Consider the following 26,613-nt stretch of genomic DNA (forward strand, 5'->3'; position numbering starts at 1 on the left):
TGGCCTCCTGTTCTTCTTTTTTCTGCGCCGCCTTTGTCGCGCAGGCTGCACAAAGTTCTTTCCCATATTTTTCTTTTGTGTACGCAGCAAGCTGCCGCGGACTTTTCCCGTGCGCTGCCTGAATGACCCCTCCGCACTCCTCACAGAAGATCTCTTCTTTTGGCGCGTACGTCCTTACCCGGACTGCCATCGTTGTTTTTCCAAAGGCAGATACCTTTTCTCGGTACAAAATAATTTTTTTGCCCTGCCATTTTGCCACATCCTTTGTCCCTAAAGCTTCGGATACATTGGCTCCGTTGGTTGCATTCAGGATCAAAGGCTTATATCCTCCTCTGAGATGCAGACACAGTTTTTCCTGTGTTCCCCGTTCGTTTTTGACCTCGTTCACTTCTGCGTGGTCAATTTCCACCGTCAAATCCTCGCTTTCCGGCAAGTCCCACTCACCGATATATGTTTTATCCATAAATTGACGATAATCACCTTCAATTTTTGTTTTACTCATTTCTCTTCTCCATTTGACAAACCGTCTTCTTTGGTTTATTCTGTAAGTGATAAGTTTCTCGTGCTCCCTGCTCAGGTGTTGCCGCACCGGCGGGAGCATTTTCTTGTAACGGATTATTTAAACATTTCACCCTTTGCACCTCCTTCGTAAACAGCCCTTCCGATCTCCATATAATTTGCTCCATTGCTGTTTCCGGTTACGTTAATTCTGCGAAATCCTCCCAGTTTAAACAAAACCATTATGGTTTCCAAACCCTGTTCGTTTCTCTGATACGTAATGTCTGCTACGCTGCTCCTCTCGTCTGCGATTAATGCCAGCTTTACCCGTTTAACAAAGGCCTCTTTCTTCTGATAAATTTGTTCCATGTTTACTCCCTCCCTAAATTTCTCTTTCTGTTCTTAGCAATATGATGAGTAGTGCGATCGGCAACACCACCTCTGCACCAACCGCCCAGTACCCGCGCTGGTAATGCGCCGCGGCCAGGACCAGGATGCCGAAGAGCAAGGAAAAGACAATCTCAAGCGCTAACCACTTCATCGCTTCACCTCCATAATTTTCCCCGCAACATCCGGTATAAAATACTTTGTCCCTTTCACCTCTCCGGGTATCTTTTCAAGCCCATTTACCAGCCTGTAGGCAAATTCCTTTGCTTTTCCTAAGAACTTTGCTAACTGTGTAACAGATATGAAGTAAGACCCCCCGACAAAAGCTACCATTTTTCTCTCAAGTGTTTGTTTCTCCATCTTTGTCCTCCTCATCTTTCGGTACAAGCTTAGCTTTAATCTCAAGTCCGAATTGACTGTACTGGTCTGTTAAGGCTCTCGAAAGAGCCTCTTCTACTTTTCTTAAATCTACTTTATCTGCCATGTTTTCCTCCTTTCGCGATTCGTTCTGCAAGCTTCTCCATATCCTCTTTATATAGTTCAACGAACGGCTTCCAGAATCGTTCCTCTGACATATCTGCTTCTCCTGTGTATCTCTCTGCCAGAAGCTCTCCGGTTTGTCGGTCGATAGATAAAACTTTCTTCAGTAACATGTGCTTCACCTCCTTTCCAGTACTGCGCCTTTCTTTATCCTGTCTGCTTAAACAATTTGTTAAAATTGTCCTTCCTTTAATCTTTTCACCCCTTTAATACTGTGGTAGAATGTGTTAAAAAAGGACGGTAATAAAAATGGATTTAGCTACAACAATAAATATCATATTGTGCATTCTCTCTTTTCTTCTCGCCGCAATCTCTGTAATCATAGTTGTTCTTACATTAAAGCAAAATAGCAAAATGATTGAACAATCTACCCGCCCATATATTTCTATCTATGGCAGAGTGACAAACTTCCAAAACCCATCATATTATCTTGTGTTGAAAAATTTTGGTAGCAGCGGTGCTGAAATCGTATCTTTGGATTGTTCTTCTAATTTAAAGGCTTATTGCTTTGATGAAGATCATGTTCCTTTCAGTGCTTCTGCTGGATCGTACGTAGCCCCCGGTCAATCTGTGTTAAGCGTCATCGATTCCTTGAAATTCACAAGCGATATGGAACCTTTTGTTTTTAAAATTTCATATCGTTCTGCAACTAAAACCTATAATGACGAATTTTTTATCAATCCAAATGCTGAAATATGTAATGTTCAAACCAGAGCCTCTACTAAGGATAAAGAGTTAAAAATCATTTCTTATACTTTGCAGGATCTTGTTGAAAAACATTTATAATTCAACCTTTGAGTTGATTAACCACTCTTTGCAATCATCAAAAATACATTGAATAATTTCAACTGTTTGAGCTTCTGGTGGGAGCTCTTTTTTTATTACTGCCATTATCTTTATAAGAATCTCTTGTTTTTCTTCATTTTTTAGTAAAACTCCATTTGAAAATCTTTCTGCGATCATCTACCTCACCTCCTTTCCGTTACTGTAGGTTTAATCTGTCTGTTCAAAGAGATAGTCTAATGTGTAATTCCGCATATTGACATTTTTCTTTCATGATGTACAATATATTGTGTATTTATTTGTTATATTGTGTATTTTAAGAAAGGATAACAATGTCTGACATCAATATGATTGGTAATATAATGCAAAAGCAACTTGACGCTATCAATAAATTCCACAATCCTGCACTAACAAAATATCTTAATGAAAATCAAGAATTCTATGATAGGATTCGTAATCTAATGACAGATCCATTTCGAGATGCAATTAGCATTGCTAATAAATTACCGAAGCTTCCAATCCTTGAAGCTGTTAACGGTATTTACAGCCCTGCGTCTAACGTACTTGAGAAATACTCGAAATCACTTGACCGTTTTAACAATTGCATCGATTGGGATACTATTCTTACACAACCTATAAATCTCACACACAACTTCCATGCAGATGATTCAATAATTGAATCATGGATCGACTCCGCATCGGACATCGTTGACGATATGTCTGAGCAGGAATGGATCGATGAAACCGAAGAGGAAACCATCCGCTCTACATTTCAGGACATAAAAAGTACTTTATTGCCCGCTGGAAAAGTAATATTTTACATCTTGAATATCTTGGCCCTTATTTCAACTATTACCGGATGTAATTTAATAAATGCCATTGAACAGTTCGAGCAGGATTCCGATAAACAGGTTGAAGTCATGCCAATCAATAATGATGACAAGAAAATCATTGTTGCTGAGACAGAATTGTTTAATCAAATCTCTGATGCATTAATGTTTTCGGATGACACTCCTGAAGTACGCAAGGATTAAAATTGCATATAATTTTTTCCAAATCGGAAAGTGACCACGTACAATCTCTTTTGTCAGCTCTCTGTGTTGTTCGTATTTTTTTGTGATGCGTTCTTTAAAAGCCTCATCCACTTTTCATCCCTCCTTCCGGAACAATTCCTTGAGACTACAATCTGGAAAGAAAGTTTCCTGAATCTGGATTGCCTCTTCAATCGTGAAAGCTGTAGACCCACCCAGTTTGTTTGCAACGCTGTTCCTGTGAATGTTCAGCAGCTTTGCTATTTGCTCAATCGTTATTTTTTTCTTTGCCATTTCCCCGATTAGGGTTGAATGTTGCATTTTCTTACCTCCTTTCCGGTACTGCAGGCTTAATCCGTTTGACTTTTACTCTTCTAAGAAATACTCAATCGGTACACCGAAGTAATCTGCGATTCTTTTTAACTTCTCGGTTTTCGGTTTACTCCTTCCACTTTTCCAGTCAGAAAAAGTAGAACTTGCGATACCAGTATCCCTCGACACCCTATATGCTGTGGTTTGCCTCTCTTCTAAAAGCTCTTCAAACTTTTCATACAAAAATATCACCTCCTTTTTAAGATTTCTTAATTTTTTACTTTACTTTATCTCGGAAATCCGATATAATGCACTTAACAAACAAACTCAAACACTATACATTTTCTCGGATTTCCGTGTTTTCTATAGTATATCTCGGTTTTCCGAGAAAGTCAAGGGAATTTTTACGGTTTTCTTAGATTTTCTGAAAGGATACTGCTGATGTACGAAATATTTGAAAGGCTGCTCAAAGAAAAGAATTTGAAGGGAGCCGATGTCACTAGGGCTACTGGTATAGCTTCTAGTACATTAACAGATTGGAAAAAAGGACGATACACACCTAAACAGGACAAATTACAAAAGATTGCCGATTTTCTTGGTGTATCTCTGGAATATTTAACGACTGGAAAAGAAAAAGAATGGGAGCCAAAACTTACGAAAAAAGACGAAAGGGATATAAAGAATGCTCTCGACGACTTTAAGAATCAGCTTCGCACGGATACCGGAATTATGTACGACGGTGAGCCTCTTGATGAAGAGGATCAGGAAGCAATCCTTGCGGCTATCGAAGTAGCAGAACGTACTGCCATTCTGGCGGCAAAGAAAAAATTTACGCCGAAAAAATACCGGAAGTAATTCAGGGAAGAAAATTGGACTGTACTTTTGATACAATAGCAACAGGGAGGCGATTCCTTTGTTAGATACGAGGTTTTACTCTGACAAGGTCCGCAAAAAGTACAAAACCCGAAATCCTTACAATATCGCAGATAATATGAACATCATCGTACATTATATGGATTTAGGGAAAAGCACAAGAGGACTGTGTCATCATAAGAAGAGGATTAAACAAATCTTCCTGCACGAAGATTTAAAAGAATGGGAGGAACGATTTGTACTGGCGCATGAAATCGGTCATCTCGTCATGCACCCGAATCATAATGCTCCATTTTTACAAACAACATTTTTCTCCCGAAGTCGATATGAGATTGAAGCAAATAAGTTTGCAGCGGAGTTAATTATCTCAGATACAGATTTAAGAGGATACAAGGACTATACCATCAGTCAGATTGCAGCGATCTATGGGCTGCCTGTGGAAATTATAGAACTGAGAACGAGGTAAAAACGGGGTATTGGGATTAAGCAATTATATCTTATTTACTTTTTTTAGGAGGGCTAGAACATGAGTAAAGATCAAAACACAGCAGATCCCAAAATTACCAACAATCATAGCGGCGGATCCGAATCACCCAAAAAACCAAAGAAGCCAATCTACAAAAGATGGTGGTTTATCGTTTTAGTTGTTATCTTTGTTATTGGAGGAATTGGAACTGCACTTGAAGGAGAGGAAAGTACACCAGCTCAAGATGCAGAGAAAAACACAGTAGCATTAAACGAAAATGCTGATATTACAAAAGTACCTAATTTATCAGCAAAAGAAGGAACTACTGAAAGGGTTGATGAAATTGCTCAAATGGCAAAAGATAATGTGTCCAAAATGAATCAGGAAACGGCAGATAAATTAGTAAAATATATTTCTGACACCAATCCTGACTTCTATAAGGACAACTCCACGATGGAAAAGGCAATGTATTATGGATATTTGCTTGAGTACTGGGAAAATGGAGAAGAGCCTTACAGAACTTTAGGAATGGATACATCTCAGGCAATTAAATACGTTTATCGTGGAGCCGAAAAAACTTCAGACGAATCAACAAAATCAAATCTGGAACAAATCCAGAAAAGCCTTGATAAAATTTTAGGGACCGAAAGTAAATCAAGCAAAGAAACAAAAAGCGTTACTACAGGAGAAGCTAATGCCCTTGCGTCTGCTTTAAATTATTTATCATTTTCCGGATTTTCAAAAAGTGGATTAATCGAACAATTAAAGTATGAGGGATATACTGATTCTGAAGCGAAATATGCAGTGGAAAACTGCGGTGCTAACTGGAAGGAACAAGCCGCTAAAAGCGCAAAAACCTATCTTGAAGTATCATCATTTTCAAGAGATGGGTTAATCGAACAGCTCGAATATGAAGGATATACACACGAACAAGCCGTATATGGCGCTGAAGCAGTTGGATATTAATAAGAGAAATTAATTTTTTATTAGGAGGGTTCTTATGGCGAACGAATTAGAAACTCTGTTAACATGGTCTTTTTTGGAAGAAATCTCTATTCCTGAGGATGTGAACAATTTGTTAGTGCAGGGGGAAACTCCTGTTGCAGCATATAAAACGTTCCGTGACGTTGCGATTTTTACAGACAAGCGATTAATTGTAAGAGATGCTCAAGGTATCAAAGGGAAAAAGATTGAAATCTATTCCCTTCCATATTCTTCTATTGTCATGTGGTCTACTGAAAACGCAGGAAGACTTTTAGATTTTAACGCAGAAGTAGAGTTATGGACGAAAGCAGGTCATTTAAAGGTAATGCTTGATAAAAAATGTGATATTAGAAAGTTTGACATGCTACTAGCTAACGCAATTTTGTAAACTAAACGCCCCCTGGCAACGGGGGCAAATAACTTAATAAATTTAGTAAGGCAGCCGGGGACGTGCTGCCACTCGCTCCGAGTCTTGCGGAAGGGGGTGGCGCATATGGTTACATATACGGATTTATTCCAGTTTGTGATAATGCTTTGTGCAGTTTCAACACTGGCGTTATATGCCCATAAAAAATAGCCGTCCTGCTCGGGTAAGCTGACGGCTATAAGCTGACGGTTCGCCGGAGCGGGTGAGCTGCATTCACCTTCCGGCTGTCTTGTTAAGTATATTATAGCAAATATACCTGAAAAGTCAACAAAACAAAAGCCCCCATCTCTGGGAGCCATGTTGATAGCTGCAATGCTGCAATCTATCCCTAAGCAAGATTATTGTATCATTGCAGCCGACTTTTGACAAGGCGGTATTTTTTATACCCTAAATCAGAAAGGAGCTGATAATATGAGAGGAGCGTTTACATTTGAAGGTAAACGGTATTATGTAAGCGGAAAAGACGAAAAGGAGGTCGCAGTAAATAAAGCACTCAGACTAAAAGAACTGGAAGAAGGAAAAATCATAGAAAGCAATATGCTTGTAAAGGACTGGGCGCAGGAATGGATGCAGACGTACAAAATTGCCGTTTTGAGCGATGAACAGTATAAGGACTATCAAACACGCTTAAACAATCATATCCTTCCTGTAATCGGCTCTCTGCGTCTCAAGGATGTAAAAGCGATTCATTTGCAAAAAATCATGCGAAACATTAATCAGCTTTCAGGAAGCAGAATCAAAAAAATTTATCAATGTTTGAACCAGATGCTTTCCGCAGCTGAAACAAATGAACTGATCGCAAAAAATCCGGCAGAAAAGATTGAGGTGCCAGTCGGTGAAGATGGAACACACAGGACTCTAACTGATGAAGAGCGAGCCTTGTTTTTAAGAGCAACGCAAAATCACGAATACGGGCTGTTGTTTCGTTTGATGCTTTATACTGGAATCCGTCCAATTGAAGCGTCACGGTGTAAAAAAGCACACTTTGATTTTAAGAAAAAGCTGCTCTATGTAGAAACCGCAAAACAAAAGCCAGGGAAAAAATCGAATCACGCGTCAAGATATGTTCCCGTACCGCAGGAAATTCTTGATTCTGTTAAACTGGTCGAAATCGATCCATTTGAATTCTTATTTACTACGAACAATGGCACCCAACTTAACAAGGAGGCAATTCGGCGCAGGTGGAAGGCAATCAAACGCGAGATGCATATACAAGCAGGAGGGAAAATTTATCGAAACGCAATCATTCCCCCATGCATGGTAGCCGATGATTTAACGCCCTATTGTTTACGACATACTTTCTGTACAGACTTACAGGATGCAGGTGTTCCGATTAACGTAGCGAAGGAATTAATGGGTCACTCTGATATTTCCCTAACCGCAAAAATTTATACCCATTACACCGAAACATCTCTTGAAAACGCTTCAAAACTATTGGATAAATTTAGAAATTCGTCCAATACCAGTAACGAAAATGTAAAAATTTAGGCGAAGTTGTGCAACACTAACTGCAACACTTTACCACCCAAATAGACCATTTAGGGCGGGGAAATTACAAATTACCAGAAATTACAAAACCCGCCAGACGCTTGAAATACTGCGTTCTAGCGGGTTTTCCACCTGGAGCGGATGAGGGGAATCGAACCCCCGTTGCCAGCTTGGGAAGCTGGAGTTCTACCATTGAACCACATCCGCATAAAAGGTCCCTTACTCATGCGGGACCTTTTTATTATATATAATTTTCTTAAAATAGTCAAATAAACTTTTCCGCCTTTTTACTCTGCCATAGCCTTTTTCACCATCGCCGGAATCTTTCTGCACGCGGCTTCCGAAACAGACGCCACCGAGACCCGCAGCCCCTTGGCCAGAGGAACGATAAACAGACCTTCTTTCTCCAGCTTTCTGCTGATTTCGTCCGGGTTGTCACATGGAATCGAAGCAAAGAACCCCGCGTCAAAAGGCACGATTTCAAGCCCCGCCTTCTGTGCCTCTTCTTCAAAGGCCCGTCCTCTCTGAATCAGCATTTCCCGATATTCCGCCCGTTCCTCATTAACCTTTTTCAAAAGCTCCTCGTCCGCGTAAATCTTCGATAAAATTACCTGTGCCAGTTTCGCGCTGTTGGACCAGGATCCCCGTGAGGAAAACTCACATACGCGTCTAAACTCAGCCGCGACTTCTGCCGTCTGCGCCATACAAATCATAGCTCCACATCTTGTTCCATAAAGGGTATAGGTTTTGGATAAACTATACGCGATAATAGGAAGAATATTCTCAGGAAGCTTCTCCAGTTCCGGCAGGAACCTCCGATATTCCTCCTCATCACCTGCGAAATCAATATACGCGGCGTCTACCAGCAGCACAATGCTTTCCGCTTTTCCAGCTTCGCCTCTAAGTACATTCAACACGCCGCTCCAGTCCTCCAAAGTAAGCGAATAACCGGTTGGATTGTGGGCCGGAGTATTGAGTATGATCACCAGACTCTTCTGCTCTGCTATCAATTCTCTCACCTTTTCTCCAAAAGCGTTTACATGAAACATTCCGTTTTCATCAAACATTGGATAGGTGTCTATGCAGCGCCCCAATTCGCCCGCAATCGTGTTGTACGGCGCCCAGTGCCAATCTGAAGTTAAAATTTTGTCCCCCATCCGAGAGTAATTGGAGATCGTATTACGTATCGCGCCTGTTCCACCCGGAGTAGCAACCGCCTCTGTAAAGCAGGATGGCTGAAAGCTGCCAAAAGCCGCTTTTTTCACTGCTTCCCGGAACTGAGGCGTCCCTCCAATCGGCGCGTAATCCGCAAAATCCACAGGATTGAGGGTTTTCATCGTATCCACGACTGAAGAAAGCACAACCAGCTTCCCCTCGTCATCTAACAGGGAACCGATTGTCGCGTTTATGACCTTATCCGCTCCTTTTTCCGCAATCATGGCCTTGGCTCTGCTGCTGATGCCAAAAATTTTATCTTCAAGTGGAATCGTTCTTCCATTTTGCTTTGCCAAAATATAATCAGACATTATTTTTCTCCTCATAAAAATTTGAACTCATTTATTATAATACGAACTTCCTTTAATTACAAGCAATTCACCGTATGAAAATTTTCAAGGCTGGCGATAATAAAGAATATTGGAGGTGAATCTTATGCGAGAACAAAAAAAGAAAAAAGATCGAGCAGCGTTGGCGTTGGTCCTATGTTTCTGCGTTGTAGCGCTTACCTCTGTATTCGCGGTAAAATCCAGTCTCAATAAGATAAATGCCGAACGAACGAATATGGAAACGGCGCAGACAACGGAAAACACAGAGAATACGGAAGATAGAGAAGCAGCCGTACGTACTCCTGTGGTGGACAGTAAGGATAAAAATACGGATACAGAAAACAATAGCAGTAGTTCAGAGGGAACCCCAGACTATGCCCCGCCGCTGGACGGCAGAATACAGATGGAATATTCCATGGATATGCCGATTTATTCGAAAACACTGGATCAATACATGACCCATCCGGGAGTGGATCTTGCCGCGCCTTTAAGCACAAAAGTCAAAGCGATTGCCGAGGGCACGGTAACAAAAGTTTCGGAAGATGACCGCTATGGTATGACAGTGGAAATTAACCATGGAAATGGCATTATTTCTACTTATTCGAATCTTGCCGAGCAGGGGCTTGCGGAAATGGGCGATGTAGTACAGCAAGGACAGATTATTGGAGCAGTCGGAGAAACGGCCCTCTTTGAAATTATGGAGGAATCCCACTTGCACCTTGAAATGACAAAGGACAGCGCTTATGTGAATCCTGTAGATTATATCAAAGGGCTATAAATTAGGAAAGAGGCTGCCTCCGCGGTTCTGCTGAAAACGGATTGGAATGGCATGCCTCCTTTTTTCCTAGTGCGCAGCAAGCTACTTTTGGACACAAATTCACACGCCTTAGCTTTTATACCATAACATAATGAATCGGATTGCCGGCAGCGCGGAATTTATCTTCATACTCGGTCGTAATTTCTTTCGCTTTATAACTGCTGTTATGTAAATCTCTCGTCATTTCCCTGATTTCAAGCCCTGTCCGCTGAATCTCTTCTAAGGTAAAATCAAAAAGATCATCGTTATCTGTTTTAATAGCAATGAACCCATCTTTTTTGATAACCTGCCGATAGCGGAGCAGGTATTCCCCATAGGTGAGCCGCCTTTTCATATGCCGCTTTTTCGGCCACGGATCGCTAAAATTAAGATAAATTCCCGACAGTTCACCCTCATCAAACAAATCTCGGATATCTCTGACAAAAAGATGCGCAAATCGTATATTTGCGATTTCCTTTTCGTCTGTTTTTTCAAGGGCTCGCAGCAGCACGCTGTCCTGTCCCTCAATTCCGACGAAATTCTTGCTAACATCTCGCAACGCCTGTGTTGTCAGGAATTGCCCCTTACCGCAGCCCAGTTCTAAATAAACAGGCCCTTCTTTCTCAAAGGCCTGTGCCCATCTGCTTTTCCAGGAAAAAGGATCCTGAATTTGATAACAACGCAAAGCTGCCATGCGTTCTTCCATATTTTTTGCTTTTCTCTGTCTCATCGTCCTCCTGCAGCCTTTCGAACTCTCATATATTATAATACTATCCGCTCTGCAATCATCATTGCCAGGAATGCCGCCAATAAAACTGTCGCAACCAAATCCCGCCCGACAAATTTCATTCCGTTCATGCGGCTTCTGTGCTTCCCACCCCGGTAACAACGCGCTTCCATAGCCATTGCCAGTTCTTGCGCGATCCGAAAAGCACTGATAAACAGCGGCACCAGAATTGGGATCAGACTTTTCGCTCTCCGCAGCATGTTACCGCTCTCAAAATCAGCTCCCCGAGCCTGCTGCGCCTTCATAATCTTATCCGTTTCTTCCAGAAGGGTCGGAATAAACCGTAAGGCAATCGTCATCATCATAGCCAATTCGTGAGCCGGCACTCCAATCCTGCGAAACGGGGATAGTAACGCTTCAATTCCATCTGTCAGACTAATAGGCTTTGTAGTAAGTGTCAAAAGAGAAGATCCGATAATCAGAAGGATCAGGCGCGCCGCCATAAATACCGCCATCCGCAGGCCTTCTTCTGTAATGCTGAAAATCCAGACATGTACGAGTACTTTTCCCTGCACCATAAACAGATTCAGAACAAAGGTAAAAAGAATGATGAGAAAAATCGGCTTCAACCCCCGCAGTATAAATTTCAGCGGGACTTTTGAAACCGCGATGACAACTCCCAGCACAACTGCCGCAATGATAAATCCCAAAAAATCATCTACCACGAAAAGCGCCGCGATATATACCAGCGTAGCTATAATTTTCAGTCTCGGGTCCAGTCTGTGAATCCAGGACTCTGCCTGGTAATACTGCCCCAGCGTAATATCTCGTATCATTTCTTAATTAATCCTTTTTTAAAAATTGGTATAGAGCCTCTTCCGCATCCTCGATCCGCAAAAAATTCCCATCAAACGGCAGGCCCTTTTTTCTTGCCAGCTTCATCAATTGCGCGGAGGACGGGAGCGCGAGTCCCATGGACGCCAGTTTTTCTTCCTGTGAAAAAATTTCTTCCGCCGTCCCCTGCATCGCGAGTCTGCCATTGTCCATAACCAGGATTTTATCCGCCATTCTGGCAATATCATCCATATTGTGAGAAATGAGAAAAATGATGTTTCCTTCATGAGAATGGACCTTTTCAATCATTTGCAGTACATCCCGATGAGCTTTCGGATCCAATCCCGCTGTCGGCTCATCCAGGATCAGCACCTCCGGTTTCATGGCAATGACGCCGGCAATAGCAACCCGCCGTTTCTGTCCTCCCGACAAATCGAAAGGAGAACGTTTACGGATTTCCTCATAATCCAAACCCACCAGTTCAATAGCCTCCTTAACCCGTCTCCGGATCTCATCCTCTCCCAACCCGAGATTTCCGGGTCCGAAAGCCACATCTTTTTCTACGGTTTCCTCAAACAACTGGTATTCCGGATACTGAAACACCAATCCAATTTTTTTTCGTATATCCCGCAGAACCACTCCTTCAGCCGTAATATCGGTTCCACTGACAATAATCTGTCCGGATTTGGGTTTCAGAATTCCGTTTAAATGCTGGACAAGGGTAGATTTACCGGAACCGGTATGCCCGATAATTCCTACAAACTGCCCATCCTCCGCGGAAAACGTAACATCTTCCAGAGCGACAGACTGCTGAGGCAGCCCCTCACTGTATATATGTGTTAAATGCTTTACTTGTATTGACATAAAAATTCAACCATTTCTTCCATAGTAATGATAGTATCGGGTACTTCGACTCCCCGGCGCCGCAGCCGGCAGCACAATTCTACAGGAAGAGGCACATCCAGATTCAGCCTGCGGAGTTCATCAACCCTTGAAAAAACCTGCCATGGCGTGCCGTCCAGCGCGATTTTTCCCTGATCCATAATAACGATACGATCCGCCTGGGCCGCTTCTTCCATAAAATGCGTAATCAGGACGACGGTGATTCCCTCCCCATGGAGTTCCTTTATAATCGACATGACCTCACTGCGACCCTTCGGATCCAGCATCGCGGTAGGCTCGTCAAACACAATGCATTCCGGCCGCATGGCAATCGCCCCCGCAATCGCGATTCGCTGTTTCTGCCCGCCGGAGAGGAGATGAGGCGCTTTCTTTCGATGTTCGTACATATTTACACTGTTCAGCGCATTATCCACCCGCCTGCGAATTTCTTCAGGAGGAATCCCCAGATTTTCCGGCCCAAAGGCTACATCGTCCTCCACAATAGAGGAAACAATCTGGTTATCCGGGTTTTGGAAAACCATCGCCGCACTCTGCCGAATATCCCAGACCTGCTCTTCTTTTCTGGTATCGAATCCGTTAACATAAACAGCCCCGCTGCTTGGAAGCAGCAAGGCGTTAATATTTTTTGCCAAGGTCGATTTTCCGGATCCATTCCGTCCAATAATCGCAGTAAAGCTTCCCTTTTCGATATTCAGGGAAACATTCTGGATTGCGCTGACAGGCTGCTGATCCTCATCTCTGGTATATTCAAATACCAGATCTTCTATCCGAATCATGTCTTCCATTTATTCTGTATCTCTCTTTCCCTCTTTATCCTTTTGGTAATACTGCAGAAGGAAGTTCTGCAGCGTCACTGCATCCAGCTGTCCCGGAGCGGAAGCCTCGGCACCCGATGCAAAGGTAATGACGGCTCCAAACTCTCCTCCACAAATCCTGGTAGTAGCCCCTAATTTGCCCATAGCAATGGCAATAAAAGGAATTTCCCCATACGTATCCCTCATCAGAGCCGCCACCTCAAGAAGACAAAATACGTCTTCCTCCTTCTTTGGCATAACTGCCAACTTCATCAGATCTCCGCCAAGCTCCTGCATAACAAAGAACCGGGTCATCATCTCCACCAAATCCGGTGTCCCCTCAAAATCATGATTGGACAGTAAGACATGGGTATGATGCTTGTGCGCCAGAGCGATAAATTTACGAATTGACCGTTCATCCACCTTTCCCGGAGCGTCAAACGCCTCTATATCCATAACATCCGCGATTCTGGCCTCCGCAATCAAACGGTTAATAAAAAAATACTCTTTCTTTGATAGCTCCGCTTGGCCGCCTTCTTTTTTCGTCCTGATCGTAAAGATAATCGGCAGATCCAACTCCATTCTCAAGTATTTCAGAACCTGCTTCAGCTCGTCCCCTTTCTGTCTGAGCGTCATATCTTTCATCTCTGCCAGCATGTAGTCCGCGCGCCATTCTACCAGCTGACACGGCAGTTCTTCCGCCTGCCGCGCTTCCTTCAGAACTTCCTCCTGCGACTTCCCTGTTAAAGGAATACAGATTTTGGGCATCCCACTACCCAATTCCAACTCTCCAATCGTGAGTGTTTTCATAGTCGTTATTCTCCTCAAAGCTTTGCTATCCCTTAGTCTAGTACACTTTTGCCATTTCGTCAATATCGCAGGATAAAAAAACAGGCAGGCCGCCTGGCCTGCCCGAATTTCTCTTTTCTCTTCTGTAATCCGAATTACTCGATGATTCCAGATACAACTCCGGATCCTACGGTTCTTCCGCCTTCACGAATCGCGAATCTCAGTCCTTCTTCGATGGCGATCGGTGTGATCAGGGAAATCGTCATGGAGATGTTATCTCCAGGCATGCACATCTCGGTTCCTTCCGGCAGCTGCAGATCCCCTGTTACGTCGGTTGTCCGGAAGTAGAACTGCGGTCTGTATCCGTTAAAGAACGGTGTATGTCTTCCGCCTTCTTCCTTCTTCAGTACGTATACTTCTCCTGTGAACTTTGTATGCGGATGAATCGTTCCCGGCGCCGCCAGTACCTGTCCTCTTTCGATTTCATCTCTCTGCACGCCTCTCAGCAGCGCTCCGATGTTGTCTCCGGTTTCCGCTACATCCAGCAGCTTACGGAACATTTCGATTCCCGTTACTACTACTTTTCTCTTTTCGTCTGTCAGTCCTACGATTTCTACTTCTTCGCCGACCTTCAGGCTTCCTCTTTCTACTCTTCCTGTTGCTACCGTTCCACGGCCTGTAATGGAGAATACGTCCTCTACCGGCATGATAAACGGTTTGTCATTGTCTCTCTGCGGTTCCGGAATGTAGCTGTCTACTGCTTCCATCAGTTCGATGATCTTGTCTCCCCACGGACCTGCAGGATCTTCCAGCGCGCCCAGTGCGGAACCACGGATGATCGGTGTGTCATCTCCCGGGAATTCGTATTCATCCAGCAACTCTCTTACTTCCATTTCTACCAGATCCAGCAGCTCTTCGTCATCTACCATATCGCACTTGTTCAGGAATACGATGATGTACGGTACGCCTACCTGTCTGGACAGCAGAATGTGCTCTCTGGTCTGCGGCATCGGTCCGTCTGTCGCTGCTACAACCAGGATCGCTCCGTCCATCTGCGCCGCTCCTGTGATCATGTTCTTTACATAGTCCGCGTGTCCCGGGCAGTCTACGTGCGCGTAGTGTCTGTTCGGTGTTTCATATTCTACATGCGCGGTCGCGATGGTGATTCCTCTTTCTTTTTCTTCCGGAGCCTTGTCGATCTGGTCGAACGCTACTTTTTCTCCCAGATGATATCTTTCCTGCAGCGTTGTTGTGATGGCCGCTGTCAGTGTTGTCTTTCCGTGGTCTACGTGACCGATGGTTCCGATATTAATATGCGGTTTCGTTCTTTCAAACTTTTCCTTTGCCATTTCTTAATTTCTCCTTTACTTATTTGTTAATTGACTCTACTAAGCTATCCGGCAGTTTTTCAAAGTGGTCAAACTGCATTACATAGACGCCGCGGCCCTGTGTCTTGGAACGCAGGTCGGTTGCGTATCCGAACATCTCGGAAAGCGGAACGAATCCTCTGACCGCAACTGCGCCGTTGTTCATATCCGATCCTTCGATTCTTCCTCTTCTGGAACTGATATCGCCGATTACATCGCCCATGTATTCCTCCGGAACCGTAACCTCCACTTTAAAGATCGGTTCGAGGAGTACCGGTTTCGCTTTTTTGCAGGCTTCTCTGAATGCCATGGAAGCGGCAATTTTAAATGCCATTTCCGAGGAGTCGACTTCGTGGTAAGAACCGTCGTACAGCTCTACGCCTACATCGACAACCTGATATCCCGCAACCGGGCCGGTCTGCATCGCTTCTTTGATTCCTTCCTCGATCTTTGGAATGTATTCCTTCGGAATCGCACCTCCGACGATAGAGTTTTTGAATTCAAAGCCTTCACCCGGCTCTCTCGGATAAATTTTAATTTTAACATGACCGTACTGACCACGTCCGCCGGACTGTTTGGCGTACTTGTGATCCACATCCGCGTTCTGCGTAATGGTTTCTTTGTAGGAAACCTGCGGTTTGCCGACATTGGCTTCTACCTTGAATTCACGCAGAAGACGGTCAACGATGATTTCCAGATGGAGTTCTCCCATTCCGGCGATGATAGTCTGACCGGTTTCTTCATTGGTGTAAGTCTTGAAAGTCGGGTCTTCTTCCGCCAGCTTGGCGAGAGCGATACCCATTTTTTCCTGTCCGGCCTTTGTCTTCGGCTCGATGGCGATTTCAATTACCGGATCCGGGAATTCCATGGATTCCAGAATAATCTCATGCTTTTCATCACACAGGGTATCTCCTGTCGTTGTATCTTTCAGACCAACTGCAGCCGCGATATCTCCGGAGTAAACTTCGGAAATTTCTTCTCTCTTGTTAGCGTGCATCTGCAGGATTCTTCCGATTCTCTCCTTCTTTCCCTTTGTGGAGTTGTACACATAGGAACCGGAGTTCAGGGTTCCGGAGTATACGCGGAAGAAAGCCAGCTTACCTACAAACGGGTCTGCCATGATTTTAAACGCCAGAGCGGCGAATGGTCCCTTGTCATCCGCGGGACGTTCTTCTTCCTCTTCCGTACCCGGAACAACACCCTTAATCGGTGGAATATCCAGCGGAGACGGCATATAGTCAACAACCGCGTCCAGCATCATCTGAACACCCTTGTTTCTGTAAGCGGAACCGCATGTTACCGGAATCATTTCGTTTGCCAGCGTACATTTACGGATCGCGCCTTTAATTTCTTTCTTTGTCAGTTCTTCGCCTTCCAGGAATTTCATCATCAGCTCTTCGTCTGTTTCCGCAACGGATTCCAGGAGCTTGTCTCTCCATTCCTGGGCAACATCTTTCAGGTCGTCCGGAATTTCCTCAACGGAGAATTCCTTTCCAAGATCGTCTTTGTAAATCTCTGCCTTCATCTCTACTAAGTCAATAATTCCAACAAAGTCATCCTGGGAACCGATCGGCAGCTGAATCGGCACTGCGTTGGCCTTCAGTCTGTCTTTTACCATCTGCACGACTCTGTAAAAGTCCGCACCCATGATGTCCATCTTGTTGACAAAGATCATTCTCGGTACGCCGTATTTTTCCGCCTGTCTCCAAACGGTCTCCGACTGAGGCTCAACGCCTCCCTTTGCGCAGAGTACGGTAACCGCACCGTCCAGAACACGCAGTGAACGCTCTACCTCAACGGTGAAGTCCACGTGTCCCGGTGTATCAATAATATTGATTCTTACATCTTTCCATTGTGCTGTAGTAGCAGCAGAGGTGATAGTGATACCACGTTCCTGTTCCTGTTCCATCCAGTCCATGGTGGCCGCGCCCTCATGGGTTTCGCCCAGCTTGTGGGTTCTTCCGGTATAGAAAAGAATTCGTTCTGTGGTTGTGGTCTTACCGGCGTCAATATGCGCCATAATACCAATGTTTCTAGTTTTTTCTAATGGAAAACTTCTAGGCATCATATCCTCCCTTCTACCTTTTTGTTTTACATTTTGACTAAGCCTATATACATTCTGCTTTTCCGCAGGCTTTCCCGCCATCTGCTTTTCCAAATGGCGCAGGAAAAATCGTTCATAACAAGGCAGCAAGAATTCGAGGAGCGGAGCGTACGTAAAATGGTACGTGAGCACCGCAGAATTCGCAGCTAACGCAGTTAGGGACGATTTTAACAAGCCATTTACCAGCGGTAATGAGCAAACGCCTTATTCGCCTCAGCCATCTTATGCGTATCTTCTTTCTTCTTTACGGATCCACCTGTATTGTTGGACGCGTCGATCAGCTCTTTCGCAAGTCTTTCAGCCATAGTTTTTTCACCTCTGGCTCTTGTATATTTGGTCAGCCATCTCAGTCCCAGGGTCTGACGTCTTTCCGGACGTACTTCTACCGGAACCTGATAGTTGGCACCGCCGACACGTCTTGCTTTTACTTCCAGAACCGGCATGATATTATTCATTGCCTTTTCGAATACTTCCAGCGGATTTTCACCGGTCGTATCTTCCACCTTCTTGAAAGCATCGTAAACGATCTTCTGCGCAACTCCCTTTTTGCCGTCCAGCATGATGCTGTTAATCAGCTTTGCTACAACGACACTTCCGTAAACTGGATCAGGAAGCACTTCACGCTTTGGTATATTTCCTTTTCTTGGCACTTCTCTTCCCTCCTTGCCTGATTTTAACTTCGCTTTTCATGGTCTCTTGAAAAGTTACTCTCCCCGTAACCGGATAACTCGAATGGAAACGGGCGAGTGTGCTTTCGGTACTCGTGGACGAAAGCCTTATCCCGCAATCGCCCCCGCGGCGCTCATGACATATATTATCTATCTATGATCAAGAACACTTTTTCTTACCGATTACTACTTTTTAGGCCGCTTCGCACCGTATTTGGAACGAGCCTGGCTTCTGTCCGCTACGCCAGCAGTGTCAAGCGTTCCACGAACGATATGGTATCTTACACCAGGAAGGTCTCTTACTCTTCCGCCGCGAATCAGCACAACGCTGTGTTCCTGCAGATTATGACCAATACCAGGAATATACGCGGTTACTTCAATACCATTCGTAAGGCGAACCCTTGCAACTTTTCTAAGAGCGGAATTCGGCTTTTTCGGGGTAACCGTTTTTACAGAAGTGCATACGCCTCTCTTCTGCGGTGAATTTACATCGGTCGGAATTCTCTTCAGTGAGTTCATTCCCTTACCCAGAGCCGGCGCAGTTGACTTTTTCACGCTGCTGGTTCTGCCCTGACGTACTAATTGGTTGATAGTAGGCATTCTTTTCTCCTTTCTTTGTTACGCCCTTTTGGGCTGTTTCATTTATTTTAAACCCACAAACAGGTTTAAAACCTTTTAAACACTTTAATTTCGGGCTTTTATAAAAAAGCCCGAAACCGTAGTCAATTTTATCACAGTCTTCCGCAAAAAGTCAATTTAATTCTCGCTATCTTCTTCATCAAAGATCTCGTTTCCTTCTTCTCCGAAAGCTGCTTCTTTCATATCAAAGTCCGAATCCTCTTCTGCTGCTTCGTCTTCCGCCATTTCACCGTCAAACGAGTCAGCCTCTAACTGAGATTCTTCAAACGCTTGTGTTTCTTCAAAAGATTCTCCTTCGTCACCTTCCAGTGCCGGAGCTTCTGCGAGGAAATCATCTTCTTCCTCTTCCTCCTCTGCCATCATGGCCGTATAGGCTTCCATCAGCGCGGTATTCACACCGTAATCCAATTCGATATTCTTATACCGCTTCATACCGGTTCCTGCCGGAATCAGTTTACCGATGATTACATTTTCCTTCAGACCCTGAAGCTTGTCGTTCTTTCCTTTGATCGCCGCGTCAGTCAGGACTCTCGTTGTTTCCTGGAAGGATGCCGCCGACAGGAAGGAGTTAGTCGCAAGGGACGCTTTCGTAATTCCCAGCAGGATCCGCTCATACTGCGCCGGCGCTTGATCTTCATCGAGAGCTGCGTTTGCTTCTTCAATCTCGAACTTGCTGTACTGTCCGCCCGGAAGCAGAGAAGTATCTCCCGCGTCTGTAATTTTACATTTGGAAAGCATCTGGCTTACAATAACTTCAACGTGTTTGTCGTTAATGTCTACACCCTGCTGCTTGTATACACGCTGTACTTCTTTCAGCAGGTACTGATAAACTCCCTCTACACCGTTAAGGCGAAGGATATCCTTCGGATCCAGAGGACCTCTGGTAATATTCTGTCCAGCCAGCACATAGTCGCCTTCTTTGACGCTCAGTCTTGCGCCGTAAGGTACAATGTACTCCCGTTCCTCTTCGCCGCGCACTTTGATCTGCGTCTTGTTATCCTTTCTGGCTTCGATAGAAACAACCGTTCCATCCGCTTCACAGATTTCGGCAAGACCTTTCGGCTTTCTGGCCTCAAACAGCTCTTCAACTCTCGGAAGACCCTGGGTGATATCCGAACCTGCGACACCGCCGGTATGGAAGGTTCTCATGGTAAGCTGCGTACCCGGCTCTCCAATGGACTGAGCCGCTGTAATGCCGACTGCCTCTCCGATATTGACCGATTCACCGGTTGCCAGGTTTCTGCCGTAGCACTTGGCGCAGATTCCCGATTTGCTGTGGCAGGTCATAACCGAACGGATGGCAACGGATTCAATGCCAGCGTCCTCAATGGCCTGAGCCTGTTCTTCCGTGATTTCCTCGTTCTGCTCTACGATCATCACGCCAGTTTCCGGATGATAAATATCCGTCAGTGACGTTCTTCCGATAATACGCAGTTTCAAGGATTCGATGACTTCTTTTCCGTCGGTAAAGGCCCGAACCGCGATTCCCTCATCAGTACCGCAGTCAAATTCGCGGACAATTACGTTATGGGAAACGTCAACCAGTCTTCTTGTCAGATATCCGGAGTCGGCTGTACGCAGCGCCGTATCGGCAAGACCCTTTCTGGCTCCATTGGAGGAAATAAAGTATTCCAATACGGAAAGTCCCTCACGGAAGTTTGCCTTGATCGGCATTTCGATGGTTTTACCGGTCGCGTTCGCCATCAGACCACGCATACCGCCGATCTGGCGGATCTGGTTTTTACTGCCTCGCGCTCCGGAGTGAGCCATGATAAACAGATTGTTCAGGGTTCCCAGAGAATCCATCAGCGCGTCGGCCACATCGTCTGTCGTTTTATTCCAGATCTCGATAACTTTCTCATAACGTTCCTGATTGGATACAAGACCCTTGCGGAACGCTTTTTCGTATTTATCAACCATCTTCTCGGATTCCGCGATGATGCTTTTCTTTGCTTCCGGAATTTCCATATCCGAGATACCGATGGTAATAGCGGCTCTCGTGGAGTAATGGAATCCCATATCTTTAATATAATCCAGCATGATGGCTGTTCCGGTGTTGCCGTGCATCCGATAGCACCGGTCGATAATCTGACCCAGCTTTTTCTTGTCACAGAGGAAGTCAATTTCCAGTGCGTAAGGATCCGCGTCTCTGTCTACAAATCCCAGGTCCTGCGGAATCTGCTGGTTGAAAATAAATCTTCCCACCGTGGACTCTACCAGCCGGCCTCTTGTATCTTCTTCATCCTTATACATCCGTACTTTTACTTTCGCGTGAAGACCCACTTCATGGTTCTGGTAAGCCATCAGCATTTCGTCGATATCTGTGAAAATTTTGCCGTCTCCCTTTTCCGCCGCCGTGTTTCTCTCTTCCACACCCGGATGGGTCAGATAGTAGCTTCCCAGAATCATATCCTGTGTCGGCGTCGTAATCGGAGATCCGTCTTTCGGCGCCAGGATGTTGTTAACCGAAAGCATCAGGAATCTGGCTTCTGCCTGAGCTTCTACGGAAAGGGGTACATGCACCGCCATCTGGTCGCCGTCGAAGTCCGCGTTAAAGGCCGTACATACCAGCGGGTGCAGCTTGATCGCCTTACCTTCTACCAGTACCGGTTCAAAAGCCTGGATTCCCAGTCTATGAAGGGTCGGGGCACGGTTGAGCATAACCGGATGCTCCTTGATAACGCCTTCCAGAACGTCCCATACCTCAGGACGTACTTTTTCCACCATTCTCTTGGCGCTCTTGATGTTATGGGCGTAACCGTTTTCCACCAGTTTTTTCATAATAAACGGCTTGAACAGTTCCAAAGCCATTTTCTTTGGCAACCCGCATTGCCAGAACCGCAGTTCCGGACCTACTACGATTACGGAACGGCCGGAGTAGTCAACACGCTTGCCCAGCAGGTTCTGTCTGAAACGCCCCTGCTTCCCTTTCAGCATATCGGAAAGGGATTTTAAAGGTCTTGATCCCGGACCGGTTACCGGTCTTCCTCTCCTGCCGTTATCAATCAGCGCGTCCACCGCTTCCTGAAGCATTCTCTTTTCGTTTCTTACGATAATATCCGGAGCTCCCAGTTCCAGCAGACGGTTCAAACGGTTGTTCCGGTTAATCACTCTCCGGTACAGATCGTTTAAGTCCGAGGTGGCGAATCTTCCGCCGTCCAGCTGTACCATCGGACGCAGATCCGGCGGGATAACCGGAATAACTTCCAGAATCATCCACTCCGGTTTGTTGCCGGAAGAACGCAGCGCTTCAATAACTTCCAGACGCCGCACGATTCGAATCTTCTTCTGTCCGGTAGCGCCTTTCAGCTTTTCACGCAGCTCCGCGGACAGTTCGTCCAGATCGATATGAGTCAGGAGTTCCCGGACAGCTTCCGCCCCCATAGCGGCGCGGAAGCCGTTTCCGTATTTATCCTTCGCTTCCCGGTACTGCTGCTCCGTCAGCACTTCTTTATATACAAATTCCGTTTCGCCCGGATCAATTACGATATAGGCCGCGAAATACAACACCTTCTCCAGATTTCTCGGAGAAATGTCCAGTACCAGTCCCATGCGTGACGGAATTCCTTTGAAGTACCAAATATGGGAAACCGGCGCGGCCAGTTTGATATGTCCCATACGCTCTCTTCTTACTTTCGCTTTTGTTACTTCAACGCCACAGCGGTCACAGACAATGCCTTTATAGCGGATTCTCTTATATTTTCCACAGTGACACTCCCAGTCCTTTTGCGGCCCGAAAATCCGTTCGCAAAAAAGGCCTTCTTTTTCAGGTTTTAAGGTCCTGTAGTTAATGGTTTCAGGTTTGGTAACCTCGCCATGCGACCATTCCAGAATCTTTTCCGTAGATGCCAGACCGATCTGCAGGGACTCAAAATTATTTAACTCATAGTTATTGTTTTCACTCATTGGTCACTTCTCCTTCCCTATAACCGTTCATCCGAATCAAACACGGGCTCTTCCATGTCTTCCTCCATACTGTCATCTTCCGGCCCTTCTTCTGTAAAGCCTCCGTCTTCAAAGATTTCTTCTTCATCCGCCACATCGGAATCCGAATCAATAATATCTTCGATCGCGGACAGCCCCTCCATTTCCGGAGCTTCTTTGATTTCGATTTCTTCATTATCTTCGGTCAGCACTTTTACATCAAGTCCAAGACTCTGCATTTCCTTGATGAGTACCTTGAAGGATTCCGGAATACCCGGTTCCGGAATATTTTCCCCTTTGACGATCGCTTCGTAGGTTTTCACACGGCCCACGATATCGTCGGACTTTACGGTCAGGATTTCCTGCAGTGTGTAAGCCGCGCCGTAGGCCTCCAGCGCCCACACTTCCATCTCTCCGAAACGCTGGCCTCCGAATTGAGCTTTACCGCCCAGAGGCTGCTGGGTAACCAGAGAGTACGGACCCGTACTTCTCGCGTGAATCTTGTCATCAACCAGATGGTGAAGCTTGAGCATGTACATATAGCCGACGGTTACCGGGTTATCAAATTCTTCCCCTGTACGCCCGTCTCTCAGCGTCAGCTTACCGCTCTCGTCCACGCCTACTTCATCGAGAAGCTGAATAATATCTTTTTCATTGGCTCCGTCGAATACCGGAGTCGCAATATACCAATCTTTTCTCTTTGCCGCAAGTCCCAGATGAACTTCCAGTACCTGCCCTACATTCATTCGGGACGGTACGCCCAGCGGGTTCAGCATAACCTGCAGAGACTGACCGTTCTCCATGAACGGCATATCCTCTTCCGGCAAAATTCTGGAGATAACACCTTTATTTCCGTGGCGACCCGCCATTTTGTCGCCCACGTTGATTTTTCTCTTAGTCGCGATATAGCAGCGCACCAGCTTGTTAACGCCCGGCGGCAACTCATCGCCGTTTTCTCTGGAGAAGGTCTTTACATCAACGACAATACCAGTCTCACCGTGAGGTACGCGCAGGGAAGTGTCTCTTACTTCTCTTGCTTTTTCTCCAAAGATGGCTCTCAGCAAGCGTTCCTCTGCCGTCAGTTCGGTCTCGCCTTTCGGCGTTACTTTTCCGACCAGAATATCAGAAGCATTTACCTCCGCGCCAATCCGAATAATACCTTCTTCGTCCAGATCTTTCAGAGCATCTTCTCCCACATTCGGAATGTCTCTTGTGATTTCCTCCGGTCCCAGTTTCGTATCTCTGGCCTCGGATTCATATTCTTCAATATGAATGGACGTCAGGACGTCCTCCATAATCAACCGTTCATTCAGGATAATCGCATCCTCGTAGTTGTAGCCTTCCCATGTCATAAATCCGATGAGCAGGTTCTTGCCCAGAGCTACTTCACCGTTGTCAGTGGACGGTCCGTCGGCAATTACTTCGCCTTCTTCTACATGCTCTCCGTGGCAGACAATCGGTCTCTGGTTGATGCAGGTTCCTTGGTTGGAACGTTTGAATTTAAGCAGCTTATATTTATCAACGCCCTTTCCGTCATCTCTGCGGACGGTAATGTGATCCGCGTCTACGAATTCGATAGTTCCCGCATGTTTCGCCAGCTGTACAACGCCGGAATCCTTGGCCGCTTTATGCTCCATTCCGGTTCCTACAATCGGAGCCTCGGTCACCAGCAGCGGCACGGCCTGCCTCTGCATGTTGGATCCCATCAGCGCCCGGTTGGCGTCGTCGTTTTCAAGGAAGGGGATCATCGCGGTAGCAACGGATACTACCTGCTTTGGCGATACGTCCATATAATCGATCATTTCCCTCGGGAACAGATCGATCTCACCGCCCACGCCTCGGGCGGATACCTTCATATTCACAAAGTGGCCTTCCGAATCCAGCGGTTCATTGGCCTGAGCAACGATTTTATCCTCTTCGTCATCAGCGGTCAGGTAATGAATTTCATCTGTTACCCTTCCTGTGGCTTTATCTACAACCCGGTAAGGAGTCTCAATAAATCCATATTCATTGATCACTCCATAGGTGGTGAGCGATCCGATCAACCCGATATTCGGGCCTTCCGGCGTCTCGATAGGACACATTCTTCCATAATGAGAATGGTGGACGTCACGTACTTCGAATCCGGCTCTTTCTCTGGAAAGGCCACCCGGTCCCAGAGCGGACAGTCTTCTTTTATGGGTTAGTTCTGCCAGCGGATTCGTCTGATCCATAAACTGAGAAAGCTGGGAACTTCCGAAGAATTCCTTAATGGACGCGGTTACCGGACGAATGTTCATCAGCGCCTGCGGCGTCGCGATTTCAATGTCCTGGGTTGTCATTCGTTCTTTTACGGTTCGCTCCATTCTGGCTAGGCCGATCCGGAACTGGTTCTGCAGCAGTTCGCCAACTGTCCGCAGTCTCCGGTTGCCCAGATGGTCAATGTCATCGGTTTCTCCGATTCCATAATTCAGGTTCAGAATATAGCTGACTGAGGCGATAATATCCGCAATCAGAATATGTTTTGGTGAAAGCTCGTTCTTACGCGCGATCAATTCCTCTTTCAGCGCTTTTTCATCCTGTCCTTCCTGTTCTTCCAGAATTTCCATGAGAACCGGATAATAAACCTTTTCCGGAATTTTCGTATCGGACAGATCGATTTCTACATAGTTTTTAATGTCAACGAACTGGTTACCGATTACTTTTGTAACCGTTTCCTCATCGCTTCCGTACGCGAAGATATGATGGACACCGGCATTTTCAATCTGGCGGGCCAGTTCCGCGTCGATCCGCTCGCCCGCTTCCGCAAGAATCTCTCCCGTGTTGGGATCTGTAACGGCCTCTGCCGCTACTTTACCCGCAATCCGGTTAAACAATCCGAGTTTTTTGTTATATTTATATCTTCCTACTTTCGCCAGGTCATATCTCTTCGGATCAAAGAAGAGAGAATGAAGCAGAGATTCCGCGCTCTCCACAGTAGGAGGCTCGCCTGGTCTCAGTTTTTTATAGATCTCTTTCAAACCATCTTCGTAGTTATCGGTAGCATCTTTTTCCAGCGTTCGTCTCAGCCGCGCATCTTCCCCGAACGTGTCAATAATCTCCTGATCCGATCCCATTCCCAATGCCCTAAGGAGTGTTGTGACAGGCTGCTTTCTCGTACGGTCAACTCTTACCGAGATGATCTCGTTGGAGTCTGTCTCATATTCAAGCCATGCTCCCCTGTTTGGAATAATGGTAGTCGAAAATAAATTTTTACCCGACTTGTCTATCTCTACCGCATAGTAAGGACCCGGCGAACGAACCAGCTGTGTAACCACAACTCTTTCCGCGCCGTTATAGATAAAGGTTCCCTTTTCTGTCATCAGCGGGAAGTCCCCCATGAACACTTCCTGTTCTTTTACTTCCCCTGTTTCTTTATTGATCAGTCTTACTTTAACTTTTAGTGGAGCTGCATATGTTACGTCTCTCTCCTTACATTCCTCCTGCTCATATTTGGGAGGATCGTTTAAGGAATAGTCGATAAATTCAAGCACTAAGTTTCCCGCGTAATCCTTGATTGGCGAAATGTCTTCAAAGACCTCCTGAAGGCCTTCTTTGATAAACCAATCGTAGGAATCCGTCTGAATCTGGATCAGATTTGGCATTTCCGCGACTTCGTTAATCTTAGAAAATGTCATTCGATCTTTTCTACCTAATTTTACTGGCTTTGGCATATTATCACTCCTTATATTTTTAACAAATTACATTTGCGTGGCA

29 protein-coding genes and 1 tRNA gene are annotated in these 26,613 nt (G+C 45.5%); 8 read left to right on the top strand and 22 right to left on the bottom strand.

Annotated features, from left to right (window positions below):
- From H9L42_RS02775 to H9L42_RS02800, 6 genes are all read right to left on the bottom strand, one after another.
- On the bottom strand, positions 1 to 502 hold a 502-nt coding region (locus H9L42_RS02775; protein WP_465270637.1), incomplete at its 3' end, for a hypothetical protein.
- A gap of 113 nt (positions 503 to 615) precedes the next feature.
- Positions 616 to 867, bottom strand: a complete 252-nt coding sequence (locus H9L42_RS02780) for a hypothetical protein (RefSeq protein WP_187301932.1) — start codon at positions 865 to 867, stop codon at positions 616 to 618.
- 13 nt (positions 868 to 880) lie between these two features.
- A complete protein-coding gene (locus H9L42_RS02785; protein WP_187301933.1) occupies positions 881 to 1,039 on the bottom strand; it encodes a hypothetical protein in 159 nt (52 codons plus the stop codon).
- Positions 1,036 to 1,245 carry a hypothetical protein gene (locus tag H9L42_RS02790; RefSeq protein ID WP_187301934.1) on the bottom strand — a complete coding sequence of 70 codons (210 nt, stop codon included), beginning with the start codon at positions 1,243 to 1,245 and terminating at the stop codon, positions 1,036 to 1,038. The genes H9L42_RS02785 and H9L42_RS02790 overlap by 4 nt, the downstream gene beginning before the upstream one ends.
- Positions 1,226 to 1,369, bottom strand: coding sequence for a hypothetical protein (locus tag H9L42_RS02795; protein WP_187301935.1), 144 nt, complete (start codon positions 1,367 to 1,369; stop codon positions 1,226 to 1,228). The genes H9L42_RS02790 and H9L42_RS02795 overlap by 20 nt, the downstream gene beginning before the upstream one ends.
- The gene (locus H9L42_RS02800) at positions 1,359 to 1,538 is read right to left on the bottom strand and encodes a hypothetical protein (RefSeq protein ID WP_187301936.1); all 180 of its coding nucleotides are present in this window, start codon (positions 1,536 to 1,538) and stop codon (positions 1,359 to 1,361) included. The genes H9L42_RS02795 and H9L42_RS02800 overlap by 11 nt, the downstream gene beginning before the upstream one ends.
- A 136-nt stretch (positions 1,539 to 1,674) precedes the next feature.
- Here H9L42_RS02800 and H9L42_RS02805 point away from each other — a divergent pair, with 136 nt between their 5' ends.
- Complete coding sequence (locus tag H9L42_RS02805) at positions 1,675 to 2,211, top strand: hypothetical protein (RefSeq protein WP_187301937.1); 537 nt, start codon at positions 1,675 to 1,677, stop codon at positions 2,209 to 2,211.
- On the opposite strand, the gene H9L42_RS02810 is transcribed toward H9L42_RS02805, so the two are convergent.
- A complete protein-coding gene (locus H9L42_RS02810) occupies positions 2,206 to 2,388 on the bottom strand; it encodes a hypothetical protein (RefSeq protein WP_187301938.1) in 183 nt (60 codons plus the stop codon). The two genes, H9L42_RS02805 and H9L42_RS02810, sit on opposite strands and share 6 nt — an antisense overlap.
- Positions 2,389 to 2,540: 152 nt before the next feature.
- On the opposite strand from H9L42_RS02810, the gene H9L42_RS02815 reads away from it, so the two are divergent.
- Positions 2,541 to 3,242, top strand: coding sequence for a hypothetical protein (locus H9L42_RS02815; RefSeq protein WP_187301939.1), 702 nt, complete (start codon positions 2,541 to 2,543; stop codon positions 3,240 to 3,242).
- A gap of 114 nt (positions 3,243 to 3,356) precedes the next feature.
- Here H9L42_RS02815 and H9L42_RS02820 read toward each other — a convergent pair whose 3' ends face one another.
- Both H9L42_RS02820 and H9L42_RS02825 read right to left on the bottom strand, forming a co-directional pair.
- A complete protein-coding gene (locus tag H9L42_RS02820) occupies positions 3,357 to 3,560 on the bottom strand; it encodes an XRE family transcriptional regulator (RefSeq protein WP_187301940.1) in 204 nt (67 codons plus the stop codon).
- A gap of 45 nt (positions 3,561 to 3,605) precedes the next feature.
- Positions 3,606 to 3,794 carry a helix-turn-helix domain-containing protein gene (locus tag H9L42_RS02825; protein WP_187301941.1) on the bottom strand — a complete coding sequence of 63 codons (189 nt, stop codon included), beginning with the start codon at positions 3,792 to 3,794 and terminating at the stop codon, positions 3,606 to 3,608.
- A gap of 198 nt (positions 3,795 to 3,992) precedes the next feature.
- Between H9L42_RS02825 and H9L42_RS02830 the strand changes: the two genes are divergently transcribed.
- The 5 genes from H9L42_RS02830 to H9L42_RS02850 all read left to right on the top strand — a co-directional run bounded on the left by H9L42_RS02830 (position 3,993) and on the right by H9L42_RS02850 (position 7,789).
- Complete coding sequence (locus tag H9L42_RS02830) at positions 3,993 to 4,406, top strand: helix-turn-helix domain-containing protein (protein ID WP_187301942.1); 414 nt, start codon at positions 3,993 to 3,995, stop codon at positions 4,404 to 4,406.
- Between the two features lie 58 nt (positions 4,407 to 4,464).
- Positions 4,465 to 4,890 carry an ImmA/IrrE family metallo-endopeptidase gene (locus H9L42_RS02835; RefSeq protein ID WP_187301943.1) on the top strand — a complete coding sequence of 142 codons (426 nt, stop codon included), beginning with the start codon at positions 4,465 to 4,467 and terminating at the stop codon, positions 4,888 to 4,890.
- Between the two features lie 60 nt (positions 4,891 to 4,950).
- Complete coding sequence (locus tag H9L42_RS02840) at positions 4,951 to 5,856, top strand: Ltp family lipoprotein (protein ID WP_187301944.1); 906 nt, start codon at positions 4,951 to 4,953, stop codon at positions 5,854 to 5,856.
- Positions 5,857 to 5,890: 34 nt separating this feature from the next.
- Positions 5,891 to 6,262 carry a PH domain-containing protein gene (locus tag H9L42_RS02845; protein WP_187301945.1) on the top strand — a complete coding sequence of 124 codons (372 nt, stop codon included), beginning with the start codon at positions 5,891 to 5,893 and terminating at the stop codon, positions 6,260 to 6,262.
- Between the two features lie 450 nt (positions 6,263 to 6,712).
- On the top strand, positions 6,713 to 7,789 hold the full coding sequence (locus H9L42_RS02850; protein WP_187301946.1) for a tyrosine-type recombinase/integrase: 1,077 nt from the start codon (positions 6,713 to 6,715) through the stop codon (positions 7,787 to 7,789).
- A 133-nt stretch (positions 7,790 to 7,922) separates the two neighbouring features.
- Here the strand turns inward: H9L42_RS02850 and H9L42_RS02855 are convergent.
- Positions 7,923 to 7,996, bottom strand: a tRNA-Gly gene (locus H9L42_RS02855).
- Between the two features lie 80 nt (positions 7,997 to 8,076).
- On the bottom strand, positions 8,077 to 9,315 hold the full coding sequence (locus H9L42_RS02860) for a pyridoxal phosphate-dependent aminotransferase (protein ID WP_187301947.1): 1,239 nt from the start codon (positions 9,313 to 9,315) through the stop codon (positions 8,077 to 8,079).
- 124 nt (positions 9,316 to 9,439) lie between these two features.
- On the opposite strand from H9L42_RS02860, the gene H9L42_RS02865 reads away from it, so the two are divergent.
- Positions 9,440 to 10,111: a M23 family metallopeptidase gene (locus H9L42_RS02865; RefSeq protein ID WP_187301948.1), complete on the top strand. Its 672-nt coding sequence runs from the start codon at positions 9,440 to 9,442 to the stop codon at positions 10,109 to 10,111.
- A gap of 115 nt (positions 10,112 to 10,226) precedes the next feature.
- Here the strand turns inward: H9L42_RS02865 and trmB are convergent, their stop codons facing one another.
- From trmB to rpoB, 11 genes are all read right to left on the bottom strand, one after another.
- Positions 10,227 to 10,859 carry a tRNA (guanosine(46)-N7)-methyltransferase TrmB gene (gene trmB / locus H9L42_RS02870; RefSeq protein WP_243235630.1) on the bottom strand — a complete coding sequence of 211 codons (633 nt, stop codon included), beginning with the start codon at positions 10,857 to 10,859 and terminating at the stop codon, positions 10,227 to 10,229.
- A gap of 32 nt (positions 10,860 to 10,891) precedes the next feature.
- The gene (locus H9L42_RS02875) at positions 10,892 to 11,692 is read right to left on the bottom strand and encodes an energy-coupling factor transporter transmembrane component T family protein (protein WP_187301949.1); all 801 of its coding nucleotides are present in this window, start codon (positions 11,690 to 11,692) and stop codon (positions 10,892 to 10,894) included.
- Positions 11,693 to 11,699: 7 nt separating this feature from the next.
- Positions 11,700 to 12,554, bottom strand: coding sequence for an energy-coupling factor transporter ATPase (locus H9L42_RS02880; protein WP_187301950.1), 855 nt, complete (start codon positions 12,552 to 12,554; stop codon positions 11,700 to 11,702).
- Positions 12,539 to 13,378 carry an energy-coupling factor transporter ATPase gene (locus H9L42_RS02885; protein ID WP_187301951.1) on the bottom strand — a complete coding sequence of 280 codons (840 nt, stop codon included), beginning with the start codon at positions 13,376 to 13,378 and terminating at the stop codon, positions 12,539 to 12,541. The genes H9L42_RS02880 and H9L42_RS02885 overlap by 16 nt, the downstream gene beginning before the upstream one ends.
- On the bottom strand, positions 13,379 to 14,197 hold the full coding sequence (gene aroD / locus H9L42_RS02890; protein ID WP_187301952.1) for a type I 3-dehydroquinate dehydratase: 819 nt from the start codon (positions 14,195 to 14,197) through the stop codon (positions 13,379 to 13,381).
- A gap of 134 nt (positions 14,198 to 14,331) precedes the next feature.
- Complete coding sequence (tuf, locus tag H9L42_RS02895; protein WP_187301953.1) at positions 14,332 to 15,525, bottom strand: elongation factor Tu; 1,194 nt, start codon at positions 15,523 to 15,525, stop codon at positions 14,332 to 14,334.
- A gap of 19 nt (positions 15,526 to 15,544) precedes the next feature.
- On the bottom strand, positions 15,545 to 17,608 hold the full coding sequence (fusA, locus tag H9L42_RS02900; protein WP_187302149.1) for an elongation factor G: 2,064 nt from the start codon (positions 17,606 to 17,608) through the stop codon (positions 15,545 to 15,547).
- Between the two features lie 218 nt (positions 17,609 to 17,826).
- Positions 17,827 to 18,297, bottom strand: coding sequence for a 30S ribosomal protein S7 (gene rpsG, locus H9L42_RS02905; protein WP_187301954.1), 471 nt, complete (start codon positions 18,295 to 18,297; stop codon positions 17,827 to 17,829).
- Between the two features lie 204 nt (positions 18,298 to 18,501).
- Positions 18,502 to 18,915: a 30S ribosomal protein S12 gene (gene rpsL / locus H9L42_RS02910; protein ID WP_187301955.1), complete on the bottom strand. Its 414-nt coding sequence runs from the start codon at positions 18,913 to 18,915 to the stop codon at positions 18,502 to 18,504.
- Between the two features lie 156 nt (positions 18,916 to 19,071).
- Complete coding sequence (gene rpoC / locus H9L42_RS02915; RefSeq protein WP_187301956.1) at positions 19,072 to 22,860, bottom strand: DNA-directed RNA polymerase subunit beta'; 3,789 nt, start codon at positions 22,858 to 22,860, stop codon at positions 19,072 to 19,074.
- A gap of 17 nt (positions 22,861 to 22,877) precedes the next feature.
- Positions 22,878 to 26,570: a DNA-directed RNA polymerase subunit beta gene (gene rpoB / locus H9L42_RS02920; RefSeq protein WP_187301957.1), complete on the bottom strand. Its 3,693-nt coding sequence runs from the start codon at positions 26,568 to 26,570 to the stop codon at positions 22,878 to 22,880.
- Positions 26,571 to 26,613: the final 43 nt, after the last annotated feature.

The organism is Zhenpiania hominis (genome assembly GCF_014333425.1).
Lineage (GTDB): Bacteria > Bacillota > Clostridia > Peptostreptococcales > Anaerovoracaceae > Hominibacterium > Hominibacterium hominis.

Bases quoted from the DNA above. Each gene is read 5' to 3' on its own strand.
- H9L42_RS02780 (WP_187301932.1), bottom strand. From the start codon at position 867: ATGGAACAAATTTATCAGAAGAAAGAGGCCTTTGTTAAACGGGTAAAG.
- H9L42_RS02785 (WP_187301933.1), bottom strand. From the start codon at position 1,039: ATGAAGTGGTTAGCGCTTGAGATTGTCTTTTCCTTGCTCTTCGGCATC.
- H9L42_RS02790 (WP_187301934.1), bottom strand. From the start codon at position 1,245: ATGGAGAAACAAACACTTGAGAGAAAAATGGTAGCTTTTGTCGGGGGG.
- H9L42_RS02795 (WP_187301935.1), bottom strand. From the start codon at position 1,369: ATGGCAGATAAAGTAGATTTAAGAAAAGTAGAAGAGGCTCTTTCGAGA.
- H9L42_RS02800 (WP_187301936.1), bottom strand. From the start codon at position 1,538: ATGTTACTGAAGAAAGTTTTATCTATCGACCGACAAACCGGAGAGCTT.
- H9L42_RS02805 (WP_187301937.1), top strand. From the start codon at position 1,675: ATGGATTTAGCTACAACAATAAATATCATATTGTGCATTCTCTCTTTT.
- H9L42_RS02810 (WP_187301938.1), bottom strand. From the start codon at position 2,388: ATGATCGCAGAAAGATTTTCAAATGGAGTTTTACTAAAAAATGAAGAA.
- H9L42_RS02815 (WP_187301939.1), top strand. From the start codon at position 2,541: ATGTCTGACATCAATATGATTGGTAATATAATGCAAAAGCAACTTGAC.
- H9L42_RS02820 (WP_187301940.1), bottom strand. From the start codon at position 3,560: ATGCAACATTCAACCCTAATCGGGGAAATGGCAAAGAAAAAAATAACG.
- H9L42_RS02830 (WP_187301942.1), top strand. From the start codon at position 3,993: ATGTACGAAATATTTGAAAGGCTGCTCAAAGAAAAGAATTTGAAGGGA.
- H9L42_RS02840 (WP_187301944.1), top strand. From the start codon at position 4,951: ATGAGTAAAGATCAAAACACAGCAGATCCCAAAATTACCAACAATCAT.
- H9L42_RS02845 (WP_187301945.1), top strand. From the start codon at position 5,891: ATGGCGAACGAATTAGAAACTCTGTTAACATGGTCTTTTTTGGAAGAA.
- H9L42_RS02850 (WP_187301946.1), top strand. From the start codon at position 6,713: ATGAGAGGAGCGTTTACATTTGAAGGTAAACGGTATTATGTAAGCGGA.
- H9L42_RS02860 (WP_187301947.1), bottom strand. From the start codon at position 9,315: ATGTCTGATTATATTTTGGCAAAGCAAAATGGAAGAACGATTCCACTT.
- H9L42_RS02865 (WP_187301948.1), top strand. From the start codon at position 9,440: ATGCGAGAACAAAAAAAGAAAAAAGATCGAGCAGCGTTGGCGTTGGTC.
- trmB (WP_243235630.1), bottom strand. From the start codon at position 10,859: ATGAGACAGAGAAAAGCAAAAAATATGGAAGAACGCATGGCAGCTTTG.
- H9L42_RS02875 (WP_187301949.1), bottom strand. From the start codon at position 11,692: ATGATACGAGATATTACGCTGGGGCAGTATTACCAGGCAGAGTCCTGG.
- H9L42_RS02880 (WP_187301950.1), bottom strand. From the start codon at position 12,554: ATGTCAATACAAGTAAAGCATTTAACACATATATACAGTGAGGGGCTG.
- H9L42_RS02885 (WP_187301951.1), bottom strand. From the start codon at position 13,378: ATGGAAGACATGATTCGGATAGAAGATCTGGTATTTGAATATACCAGA.
- aroD (WP_187301952.1), bottom strand. From the start codon at position 14,197: ATGAAAACACTCACGATTGGAGAGTTGGAATTGGGTAGTGGGATGCCC.
- tuf (WP_187301953.1), bottom strand. From the start codon at position 15,525: ATGGCAAAGGAAAAGTTTGAAAGAACGAAACCGCATATTAATATCGGA.
- fusA (WP_187302149.1), bottom strand. From the start codon at position 17,608: ATGCCTAGAAGTTTTCCATTAGAAAAAACTAGAAACATTGGTATTATG.
- rpsL (WP_187301955.1), bottom strand. From the start codon at position 18,915: ATGCCTACTATCAACCAATTAGTACGTCAGGGCAGAACCAGCAGCGTG.
- rpoC (WP_187301956.1), bottom strand. From the start codon at position 22,860: ATGAGTGAAAACAATAACTATGAGTTAAATAATTTTGAGTCCCTGCAG.
- rpoB (WP_187301957.1), bottom strand. From the start codon at position 26,570: ATGCCAAAGCCAGTAAAATTAGGTAGAAAAGATCGAATGACATTTTCT.